Genomic DNA, 9772 nt, shown 5'->3' on the forward strand with positions numbered 1-9772 from the left:
GACACAAAACCTCGAAAACAACCCCATGCAAAGTAGAAATAGGGCAGGCTCGTGGTTCTCAGACCGGCTGGCGTTCGGAGCACGTAGATGGTCTTCGCCACTGCCAAGGCCAATTTCATCCTGCTCAAGTTACGCCTCACCGGTGAACAACGTTCCAATTGAACGTTGCTCAGCTCTAGCGGACAAACTATCCTGCTGTCTCAGCAGATCCTGTTGAGATAGGTGCAGGCTCCCAATGAACCCTCACAAAGATGGCTGGTCGTTGTCAGAGATCGGCTTCACAGACTGGCGACGCGTCGTCGATCTGCGGCTTGAAGAGGTCTATGCGATAACCATCGAAGATGCCGGGGTAGACGACGAGTTCTTGAAATCCCATTGGAAGGAAAAAGAGCCACCATTTGAGTTTGTACGATGGTTTGGCGAAAAGCACGATCTGGAGCCAAGAAAGCCAGTTTGGCTGTATCCAGATCAAGTGGTGGCCCCGCATCAGTACTGACGAAATGGCTGACGGCGAACGCAACAAGGATTGGACGGTCGAGGAACTCGATCTGATCGTTGCTGACTATTACTCGATGCTGAGCGCCGAAATACGGCGGCTATCCTACGATAAGACCCAGCATCGGAAGGCTCTCATGGCTCAGATCGATCGCAGCAACAGCTCGATCGAATTCAAGCATCATAACATTTCAGCGGTGTTACAGCAGCTCGATTTGCCCTGGATCAACGGATACAAGCCGAGGGTACATTTTCAGAAGTCGATCGTGAACGCGATAGAGCGATATATCCTGAAACACCCGACTGCCCAGCATCCGGAAGCCTTGACTAGGGCTTTCACTGAACGACCTCCGCTTTTCATAGAACCTCCTCCTCTGCTTGAGCAAAAGAAGGAACGGCCGGAGATCGTTCAACGACTCGTGCGGAAGTTCAATCCTGCCGAACGCGATTTCATCAATCGCAGGCTCGGGTATGACGGCGAAGAAATGATCTTCAATTTTGAGCAGCAGCGTCTGCGGCAGGCGGACAGACCTGACCTTGCAAGAAAGGTCCGCTGGATATCTAAAGAGGAAGGTGATGGTGCCGGCTACGATATTTTGTCTTTCGATCAAAAAGGCCGTGAACGGTTTCTTGAGGTAAAGACAACCGTCGGCTCGCAGACTGCTCCATTCTATCTGACGAGGAACGAGCTATCGTTTTCAAAGGAAAGGCCGACGGAATTTCGGATTTGCCGACTGTACGATTTTTCAAAGATTCCCCGAATGTTCGAGCTTGCGCCTCCGCTGGACAAATTCATTCATCTTGAGCCCCTGTCATTTGAAGCATCTTTCAAGTGAAGCCGTAATCCTACTCCATCACCCGCGCTCTCATGCTCGCATCCGGCGCGAAACACTCCTCATACTTCCCGAAAATCCGGTACCGGTTTCGCGCGACCAGCATATAGACGCCATCGCGCATTGGCTTCGGCACGGCGAACAACGCGCGTGTCCATCGCCAGCCGGGCAGCGAGCTCAGCACCGTCAGGGCAGCATCGGATTTGAACCAGGCCACGTCGCCATGCACAACGGCGTTGGTGTCGGGATCGTTGGGATCGATACCAAAAGCCTGCGCCAGCCGCGTGCCATAGGGTGACTGGATCGCGGTGAAGCGGAATCTTCGCTCCACGTCGCGGGTAGCGACGAAGCGGACCCAGCGCGAGCAGAAGACGCAGACGCCGTCATAGAGGATCACGTCATCGTCGGGCCATTGAGTCACGGGTTTTGGGGTCATAGGCTTGGGGTCATCGGTTCGGTGTCATCGGTTGTCCAGGGTCAGCAGCGCCACCAGCATCAGGACGACGGCGGGGCCGGTCTTCACCAGCGCGCCTAACGGCTCGATCCAGAGGTCCGGCGTCAGGATCGCCGCGCCGATCATATAGCCGAGCGAGGCGACAATGCCCGCGATCAGACCGAATGCCGCGGTGCGGCGGAACGCAATCAGCATGCCGATGCCCATATCCATCAGGCTGGTGCCGATGGTGATGGGGGCAACCAGCGCCGGCGGAAAGCCGTGGCTGCTCAGGATTCCCGCCGCAGCGTCATAGGAAATCACCAGCGCAATGAAGCCCGAGACCACCCAGAACAGCACGAGGCTTGCGATCATCAGGGCCTTGATCGGGAACAGCCGGGCAAACCATTTGTCCTGAATGGTCACCGGGCGTTTTCCAGCGGTCTGTTCGATGCGCTTCGGCACGATGCCGGTGGCGGCGATCCAGTCGGCGGGGTCGCCGCTGACGCCGCGGCGCAGTTCCGCGATCGCGGTGGTCCGCATCGGCGGCATCCAGCCGAACTGGTTTGCGAGATCGCCGAGCCTGGCGCCGAGATCGAGCAGGAACGCCGGCATCACGATGCGCCACCATCTGCCGGTGCCGAACACCTCGCGGAATTGATCGATCACGTCACCGAGCGTGACCGGCTGCTCCTGCATCAGGTCCCATGTTACGGCGTTCGCCTCGCTCGGAGCGCGCGCGGCAAGCCAGGCGATGGTCGCGGCAATGTCCTCCATGGCGATCGGCTGGAATGGCGCGGCCCGCTCGGCGGCGGGAAGATCGAACGGATACGCCGCGAGCGAGCGCACCATAGCGCTGCCGCCATAGGCCGCAAGCGCCACCACGAAGCCCGGCCGCAGGATCGTGAACGCGACGCCGGATTCCGCAATCAGCCGCTCGGCCTCGCGCTTGGTGGTGCTGAAAGCAGTTCGGTCGGTCTCGGTCGTGCCGGGAATCGAGATATGCACCAGCCGGATCGCACGGTCGCTGTCGCGGATCGCCTGCAACAGCCGCGCGACGAAATCGCAATGCACGGCGGCAGTGTCGCTGCCGGGACCGTCCTGCAGCACGCCAAGGCAATTGACGACGACATCGATGCGGTGATCGCGCAGCAGCCGCGCCAGCGTGGCCGCTTCCATCGACATGACAGGCAGTTCAAGATCGAGCGCGCCGCCTTTCTGCGAGGCGGACAGTTTGCGGGCGACACCCACTACGGGAAATCCCCGCCCGCGCAGATCATCGGTGACGAACCGGCCGATCAGGCCGGAGGCGCCGAGCACGAGGATTTTTCGGATGCCGGCGTTCATGCTTGCCTAAAGCGGTTTGGCGATCATCAGCCAGAGAATAGCCATGACAGAGCCAAAACCGGGAATCCCAAACAGAAACCAGCGGTGGAAAAGTGCGAAATAGCGTGGCGGCAACTCCAGGTTATGTTCAGCCGCCTTGCGTGCGAGATCTCGCATTTCGATCTGCATGACGATCACCGGCACCCAGAACAGCCCGGCGACCGCATAGAGCCCAAGCGAGGTCATCAGCCAGCGCTCGCTCCACATGGTGGAGGACAGCCACATCAGCACGCCGCCACTCACCGGCTGCAGCAGCACCGCCGTCAGTGTGAACAGCATGTCGGCGATCACGACGGTTTCAGCCGTGCGCGCGATGAAGGCCGCGTCCCGGCTGCGATGGGCCATCAGCATGAAGAACGCGATGCCGGCACCGGTGCCGAGAATGACGATCGCGCCCACCACATGCAGATATTTGACGAGGAAATACAGCGTCATCGCTTCTTCGCCGTGGTTGCCGGTCGCGCCTTCAAGGCACGATCGAGTTCGCTTCCGGCGAGTTTTACCCCGCCCTCGGTTTCCACCAGCCAGTGCCCCTCGCTGCCATGGGCCGACAGCACGTGAAAATCGGCCTTGCCGCCGGCGCCACGAAACGCGTCGATCAGTTGGCGCGACAGCGCCGGCGAGAAGTAGCTGTCATTGGCAGCCACCAGCCAGGTCACCTTGACGCGCGCGGCCCGGCCGAACTCGCCCGCCGCGGCCGTCAGTGTATGCGGCGCGCAGACCCGGCCCGGAAAATCATTAGCATGCCCGCCGCGGCCCGGCGCGAACGCGATGATGGCGGCAATGTTCTTCGGATCTTCGCTGGCCAACGCCAGCGCGCCCCAGGCGCCGGCCGAATGGCCGATCACGACCATGCCCTCGGGGCGGATGAAGGATTGCTTCTGCAGAAGGCCAACCGCGGCGGCGATCTCATCGGCCGTGACGCGGCCGGATTTGGCGTAATCAGCCTCGTCGCAGCCGCCCTGATCTTCGAGATATTTTCCGCCCGTCGCGCCATGGCCCGGACGCTCGGGCACCAGCACGGCAAAGCCGCGCGCGACCAGCCAGGCGGCGAGCGCGCGGTATTCGGGCTGCGGCATCTGCGCCCGCCGCAACACGTTTTGGGTGGAGGCGTGCGCGATCACGGCGAGCGGAAATGGTCCCTCGCCGGGCGGCCTGAACAGCACCGCATGCGCTGCGGTTGCGGGATCGGGAGAAGGTACCAGCCATTGCTGCAGCCGGTGCGGTTCGCCCTCCGCGCCCTGTGCGCCAAGGGCAGGCTGCGCGGATGCGGCCTTCACACCGAGCGCGGCCACGAGAACCAGCGCAAAAAGCAGGTTTGGCGGATGCATGAACGGGCCTGACACAGCCGAGGGCGGGCGAATTTGCGAAGTCACCAACAGAATACCGCCGGCGAATCAAATCCAGCCCATTTTTCCGTGAACGGTATTCGCGGAGACGTTTCCGCAGGTAGTTCTGACAACCATTTCGCCCGGCATTTATCGGCAAATACCGTTAAGGACAGGGCCGTTGTCCTCTTTCGATACACAAGAAGATAAAACTGATGCAGAAAATCCACAGGTTAACCGATAATTAACGATGGACCTTGAAGACGGCCCGCCGACTTGCTTTGATCAGGTCATGAGCACAACCCTGATCGAGGTCCGACCGGCCAAGGCTGCAGACGCAGCCGCGGTGGCGTCTACCCATGATGAAGCCTGGCGTTCCGCCTATCAGGGCATCATTCCCGGCGCCGAGCTCGAAAAACTCATCAACCGTCGCGGCCCGCAATGGTGGGACAGCGCGATCCGCAAAGGCAGCCGCGTCAGCGTGCTGGTATTCGGCGACAAGGTCGCGGGCTACGCCAATTACGGCCGCAACCGCGCCCGCAGCCTGCATTTCGAAGGCGAGATCTACGAGCTCTATCTGCGGCCGGAATTCCAGGGCCTCGGCTTCGGCCGCCGTCTCTTCACCGCTGCCCGGCGCGATCTGATGCAGAGCGGGCTGAAGAGCATGGTGATCTGGGCGCTGTCTGACAACGACCCGGCGACGGAATTCTACCGTGCGCTCGGCGGCCGGATGGTGGCCCGCTCCTCGGAGAAGTTCGGGCCGAAGTCGCTCGATAAGGTCGCTTTCGCCTGGACCAACTGAGTCTGTTCTATTTCTTTGAATTTGAGCATCGCCTCCGCGCAAACGCTTGTGTTTATCGCGACGAAAGGCGTGCCGACTTTTCCCGATCAGGCTGTATTTGAGGCTTCCCCCTGCTGCACTGCAGGGCTAAACCGACGCCAACACGCGCCCGTTCCGGGCGCTTCCCTCAACGCCAAGCGGAGCCCTTTATGCGCATTGACGCCATTCCGATCGGAGTAAATCCGCCACACGACGTCAACGTCATCGTCGAGGTGCCGGTTGGCGGCGAGCCGATCAAATATGAAATGGACAAGGAAGCCGGCACCCTGGTGGTCGACCGCTTCCTCTATACGGCGATGCGCTACCCCGGCAATTACGGCTTCATCCCGCACACGCTGTCGGGCGACGGCGACCCCTGCGACGTGCTGGTCGCCAATACCCGCGCGATCGTGCCGGGCGCCGTGATGAGCGTGCGCCCCGTGGGCGTGTTGCTGATGGAAGACGAGGCCGGCGGCGACGAGAAGATCATCGCAGTGCCGTCTTCCAAGCTGACCCAGCGCTACGACAAGGTCAGGACTTACAGCGACCTTCCCGACATCACGCTGCAGCAGATCCAGCACTTCTTCGAGCACTACAAGGATCTCGAGAAGGGCAAATGGGTGAAGGTGCTGCGCTGGGGCGGCGCCGAGGACGCCCACCGGCTGATCCTGGAAGGCATCGAACGGGCGAGCAAGAAGTAGAACGAATAGCCATTTTTGCAGTCGTGGCCGGGGCAAAAGCGCGAAGCGCGTCTTCGCGCTAGATGTCCCGGCCATCCACGTCTTCGGCGCCGCTATACTGCTAAGACGTGGATGCCCGGCACAAGGCCGGGCATGACGAAATGGTGGGGCTGATCATGCGCCGGGTCATAAGGATCGTCCGCAACATCCTGCTGTTCGCGATCACTGTCATCATCATCCTCGCCGGCGTACTCGCATTCAACACCCTCACCCACGGGTCGCGGCAGCTTCAGGTGGCGGCCGTGCCGCGCGCCGAGGTCGACGCACAGGCGGCGGCCAGGCGCCTGTCCGAAGCGATCCGATTCCGGACCATCTCCAGCTACGAAAAGCCCGACCAGCACGCCGAAGCACTCCGCGGCATGCGCGCGCATATCGAAAAGAGCTTCCCGGCATTTCATGCCGCAGCCAAACGCGAAATCGTCGGTCGCTACAGCCTGCTCTACACATGGGCGGGCTCCGATCCGAGGGCGCAGCCGATCGCATTCCTCGCGCATCAGGATGTCGTGCCGGTGGCGCCGGGCACCGAGAAGGATTGGCAACAGCCGCCCTTTGACGGCGTGATCGCCGACGGCTTCATCTGGGGCCGCGGCTCCTGGGACGACAAGGGCAACCTCTATTCGATGCTTGAGGCTGCCGAAGCCATGGTCAAGGCCGGTTTCCGCCCCAAACGCACGATCTATTTTGCGTTCGGCCATGACGAAGAGACCGCGGGTATCGCCGGCGCCAAATCGATCGCGGCGCTACTCGCCTCGCGCGGCATCCGCCTCGACTTCGTGCTCGACGAGGGCCTGCTAATCACCGAAGGCATCGTGAAGGGCCTCGACAAGCCGGCCGCGCTGATCGGCGTCGCCGAAAAGGGCTATGCCACGCTGGTGCTGAACGCGCAGGCGACGCCCGGCCATTCGTCGATGCCACCGCGCGATACAGCGATCGGCATGATGAGTGCGGCGCTAGCGCGGCTGGAAGATCACCGCCTGCCGATGCAGATCCGCAGCACGGTCGCGGAGATGTTCGACACGCTCGCGCCCGAAATGTCCGGCTTCAACCGCGTGGTGCTGTCGAACCTCTGGCTGTTCAGGCCATTGTTGCTGCGCGAGTTCGAAAAGAGCGGGCCGACGGAAGCGACGGTGCGTACCACCACCGCGCTGACGATCTTCAACGCCGGCGACAAGGATAACGTTTTGCCCGGCAATGCAGAAGCCACCGTCAACTTCCGCCTGATCCCTGGCGACACGCAGGGAAGCGTGATCGAGCACGTGCGCAGCACGATCGCCAATGACCGTATTTCCATCAAACCGTTTGCCGGCAACACCGACCCGCCGCCGGTGACGGCAACCTCAAGCCCGTCGTTCCAGATGCTCAACCGGACCATCCGGGAAATCTATCCGGACGTGATCGTCGCGCCCGGCCTGATGGTCGCCGCCACCGACTCGCGCCACTACACCGGCATTACGGACAAGATTTTCCGCTTCTCGCCGGTGCGTGCCAATTCGGAAGACCTGAAGCGCTTCCACGGCACCAACGAGCGCCTTCCCGTCGAGGGCTATGCCGACATGATCCGGTTTTATCGGCGGCTGATCGAGAATGCGGCGGGGTGACGACGTAGTCGTCATTCCGGGATGGTGCGCTAGCACCAGACCCGGAATCTCGAGATTCCGGGTTCGATGCTGACGCATCGCCCCGGAATGACCCCCAACTCACACACCCGGCTTCGGCAGCCCGTGAATCCCACACGCCGCGCGCAGCGTATTCACCAGCAGGCACGCCACCGTCATCTGCCCGACACCGCCGGGCACCGGCGTGATGGCGCCTGCGACCTCGGCGACTTCCTTGAACGCGACGTCGCCGACGAGGCGGGTCTTGCCGTCGGGCAATGGCGTGCGGTTGATACCGACATCGATCACGGTGGCACCGGGCTTGATCCAGCCGGCGCGCACCATCTCTGGTCGGCCTACGGCAGCGTAGACCAGGTCGGCACGGGCGCAGAGTTGCGGCAGATCCTTTGAGCGCGAATGCGCAATCGTCACCGTGGCATTTTCATTGAGCAGCAATTGCACCAGGGGGCGGCCGACCAGGTTGGAGCGGCCGATCACGACGGCATTCATGCCTTCCAGCGAGGCATGCACGCTCTTGGTCAGGATGATGCAGCCGAGCGGCGTGCATGGCGACAGCGCGGCAAAGCCGCCCGCCAGCCAGCCGGCATTGTTGGGATGCAAGCCGTCGACATCCTTGGCGGGATCGATCGCGTTGATGACCGTTTCGGTATGGATCGACTTCGGCAGCGGCAATTGCACGAGAATGCCGTGCACGGCCGGATCGCCGTTGAGCTTTGCGATCAGCGCCAGCAGATCGGCCTGCGCCACATCGGCGGGCAGTTTGTGTTCGAACGAGGCCATGCCGGCGGCCTGGGTCTGCGTGTGCTTGCTGCGGACATAGACCTCGCTGGCGGGATCGTTGCCGACCAGCACCACGGCAAGGCCCGGCGTGAGCTGATGCTCGCGTTTGACCCAGGCGACCTCGTCGGCGACACGGGCGCGAAGCTCTGCCGCAATGATCTTTCCGTCGATAATGCGTGCCGTCATCTCAATCCTTCGTCTTTTCAACCTTTGCAGCTGCCGCCTTCCGAAGCGTTTCGCCGAGAACCCTGGGATCGCCGTCGACGGCGACCTGCTTGAGGCGCGAGGTCGTGCCCGAAAGGATCTTCACCCTCGCCTTCGGCACGCCGAGCACTTTTGCCAGCAGCTCGGTCACCGCACGGTTGGCCTCGCCACCATCGGCGATGGCGCGGACACGAACCTTCACCACCGAACGGCCGTTGGCGAGCGTCTCGATCCCATCGATGTCGTCACGACCGCCTCGCGGCGTCACCCGCAGCGCGACGCTGATGCCCTCGGTGGAATAGCGCCAAGGATCCATCGAGCATCCATCAGCTATCGGCGTCCGCGATCAGACGACGTTGGGGTAGATGTAGTAGGCGATCACCCGCTGAATGAACAAGATGATCAGGATCAGGATGATCGGCGAGATGTCGAGGCCGCCCAGGTTGGGCATGAACCTGCGGATCGGTGCCAGCGCCGGCTCGGTAATCCGGTACAGGAACTCGGCCACCGCTGCGACGAAGCCGTTGCGCGTGTTTACGACATTGAAGGCGATCAGCCAGGACAGGATGGCCGAAGCGATCAAAAGCCAGACATAGAGGTCAAGGACGATGATGACGATATCGAGGAGAGCGCGCATGTGGAGGGGGCTCGTGAGGAGGGGTATCAGCTAGATATCGGTTCATCCCCCCGCAAACAAGGGAAGTTCCCGGCAAAATCACGCCAAAATCGACCGTTTCAGATTTCTTGCACCGTTCTTGACTTGGCCTTGGGCCGGATTGTAAATGGCGCCGATTGTCGATCGCTTCGGGTCACTTCGAGGCGGTCGCGACGGGGCCATAGCTCAGCTGGGAGAGCGCGTCGTTCGCAATGACGAGGTCGGCGGTTCGATCCCGCCTGGCTCCACCAGCCTTCGCAGGCTGCGCCTGCTTCGGCTAGGCAAGCCCTCTCGTAGCGAAGGCTGCCTCGCCATAGCCCGAAGGGCGACGGCGGGCCTAGCATTACAGTTGCGTTCTTGGAAGGTTTCTGAATCCATGGGCAACCATGATTCGGAGATCGTGGACGCGGGCAGCGTCGATTGAGGAGACGCTTGCGTTGTGGGCGGCGTCGCTTCGAGAGATCAAGAAGCTGATACGTCCG

General features: G+C 61.8%; 12 protein-coding genes and 1 tRNA gene. 6 read left to right on the top strand and 7 right to left on the bottom strand.

Annotation, left to right across the window (positions count from 1 at the left end; translation table 11 throughout):
• Positions 1–235 precede the first annotated feature (235 nt).
• Complete coding sequence (locus C7G61_RS44095) at positions 236–496, top strand: hypothetical protein (protein WP_145963708.1); 261 nt, start codon at positions 236–238, stop codon at positions 494–496.
• 4 nt (positions 497–500) lie between these two features.
• On the top strand, positions 501–1331 hold the full coding sequence (locus C7G61_RS30520) for a protein NO VEIN domain-containing protein (protein ID WP_108520847.1): 831 nt from the start codon (positions 501–503) through the stop codon (positions 1329–1331).
• Between the two features lie 10 nt (positions 1332–1341).
• Here the strand turns inward: C7G61_RS30520 and C7G61_RS30525 are convergent, their stop codons facing one another.
• The 4 genes from C7G61_RS30525 to C7G61_RS30540 are packed head-to-tail and all read right to left on the bottom strand — an operon-like array spanning position 1342 to position 4478.
• On the bottom strand, positions 1342–1749 hold the full coding sequence (locus C7G61_RS30525) for a thiol-disulfide oxidoreductase DCC family protein (protein ID WP_108520850.1): 408 nt from the start codon (positions 1747–1749) through the stop codon (positions 1342–1344).
• 39 nt (positions 1750–1788) lie between these two features.
• Positions 1789–3108, bottom strand: a complete 1320-nt coding sequence (locus tag C7G61_RS30530) for an SDR family oxidoreductase (protein WP_108520798.1) — start codon at positions 3106–3108, stop codon at positions 1789–1791.
• A 6-nt stretch (positions 3109–3114) separates the two neighbouring features.
• Positions 3115–3582 (bottom strand): DUF2269 family protein, encoded by a 468-nt coding sequence (locus C7G61_RS30535; RefSeq protein WP_108520801.1) that lies wholly within the window; start codon positions 3580–3582, stop codon positions 3115–3117.
• Positions 3579–4478, bottom strand: coding sequence for an alpha/beta hydrolase family protein (locus C7G61_RS30540; protein ID WP_108520803.1), 900 nt, complete (start codon positions 4476–4478; stop codon positions 3579–3581). Before C7G61_RS30540 ends, C7G61_RS30535 begins: the two co-directional genes overlap by 4 nt.
• Before the next feature lie 289 nt (positions 4479–4767).
• Between C7G61_RS30540 and C7G61_RS30545 the strand changes: the two genes are divergently transcribed.
• The 3 genes from C7G61_RS30545 to C7G61_RS30555 all read left to right on the top strand — a co-directional run bounded on the left by C7G61_RS30545 (position 4768) and on the right by C7G61_RS30555 (position 7633).
• Complete coding sequence (locus C7G61_RS30545) at positions 4768–5277, top strand: GNAT family N-acetyltransferase (protein WP_108520852.1); 510 nt, start codon at positions 4768–4770, stop codon at positions 5275–5277.
• A gap of 188 nt (positions 5278–5465) precedes the next feature.
• Positions 5466–5996: an inorganic diphosphatase gene (ppa, locus tag C7G61_RS30550; RefSeq protein ID WP_108520805.1), complete on the top strand. Its 531-nt coding sequence runs from the start codon at positions 5466–5468 to the stop codon at positions 5994–5996.
• A gap of 155 nt (positions 5997–6151) precedes the next feature.
• Positions 6152–7633, top strand: coding sequence for a M20 family peptidase (locus C7G61_RS30555; protein ID WP_108520854.1), 1482 nt, complete (start codon positions 6152–6154; stop codon positions 7631–7633).
• 99 nt (positions 7634–7732) lie between these two features.
• On the opposite strand, the gene folD is transcribed toward C7G61_RS30555, so the two are convergent.
• The 3 genes from folD to C7G61_RS30570 are packed head-to-tail and all read right to left on the bottom strand — an operon-like array spanning position 7733 to position 9272.
• A complete protein-coding gene (folD, locus tag C7G61_RS30560; protein ID WP_108520807.1) occupies positions 7733–8617 on the bottom strand; it encodes a bifunctional methylenetetrahydrofolate dehydrogenase/methenyltetrahydrofolate cyclohydrolase FolD in 885 nt (294 codons plus the stop codon).
• Position 8618: 1 nt separating this feature from the next.
• The gene (locus tag C7G61_RS30565) at positions 8619–8951 is read right to left on the bottom strand and encodes a DUF167 domain-containing protein (RefSeq protein WP_108520810.1); all 333 of its coding nucleotides are present in this window, start codon (positions 8949–8951) and stop codon (positions 8619–8621) included.
• 30 nt (positions 8952–8981) lie between these two features.
• Positions 8982–9272, bottom strand: coding sequence for a YggT family protein (locus tag C7G61_RS30570; protein WP_108520813.1), 291 nt, complete (start codon positions 9270–9272; stop codon positions 8982–8984).
• Between the two features lie 193 nt (positions 9273–9465).
• Between C7G61_RS30570 and C7G61_RS30575 the strand changes: the two genes are divergently transcribed.
• Positions 9466–9541: transfer RNA gene (locus C7G61_RS30575), tRNA-Ala, on the top strand.
• Positions 9542–9772: the final 231 nt, after the last annotated feature.

This window comes from Bradyrhizobium algeriense (genome assembly GCF_003062295.1).
Lineage (GTDB): Bacteria > Pseudomonadota > Alphaproteobacteria > Rhizobiales > Xanthobacteraceae > Bradyrhizobium > Bradyrhizobium algeriense.

Excerpts from the sequence above, each read along its gene's own strand:
- C7G61_RS44095 (WP_145963708.1), top strand. The coding sequence starts at position 236 with ATGAACCCTCACAAAGATGGCTGGTCGTTGTCAGAGATCGGCTTCACA.
- C7G61_RS30555 (WP_108520854.1), top strand. The coding sequence starts at position 6,152 with ATGCGCCGGGTCATAAGGATCGTCCGCAACATCCTGCTGTTCGCGATC.
- C7G61_RS30535 (WP_108520801.1), bottom strand. The coding sequence starts at position 3,582 with ATGACGCTGTATTTCCTCGTCAAATATCTGCATGTGGTGGGCGCGATC.
- C7G61_RS30520 (WP_108520847.1), top strand. The coding sequence starts at position 501 with ATGGCTGACGGCGAACGCAACAAGGATTGGACGGTCGAGGAACTCGAT.
- C7G61_RS30540 (WP_108520803.1), bottom strand. The coding sequence starts at position 4,478 with ATGCATCCGCCAAACCTGCTTTTTGCGCTGGTTCTCGTGGCCGCGCTC.
- folD (WP_108520807.1), bottom strand. The coding sequence starts at position 8,617 with ATGACGGCACGCATTATCGACGGAAAGATCATTGCGGCAGAGCTTCGC.
- C7G61_RS30545 (WP_108520852.1), top strand. The coding sequence starts at position 4,768 with ATGAGCACAACCCTGATCGAGGTCCGACCGGCCAAGGCTGCAGACGCA.
- C7G61_RS30570 (WP_108520813.1), bottom strand. The coding sequence starts at position 9,272 with ATGCGCGCTCTCCTCGATATCGTCATCATCGTCCTTGACCTCTATGTC.
- ppa (WP_108520805.1), top strand. The coding sequence starts at position 5,466 with ATGCGCATTGACGCCATTCCGATCGGAGTAAATCCGCCACACGACGTC.
- C7G61_RS30565 (WP_108520810.1), bottom strand. The coding sequence starts at position 8,951 with ATGGATCCTTGGCGCTATTCCACCGAGGGCATCAGCGTCGCGCTGCGG.
- C7G61_RS30530 (WP_108520798.1), bottom strand. The coding sequence starts at position 3,108 with ATGAACGCCGGCATCCGAAAAATCCTCGTGCTCGGCGCCTCCGGCCTG.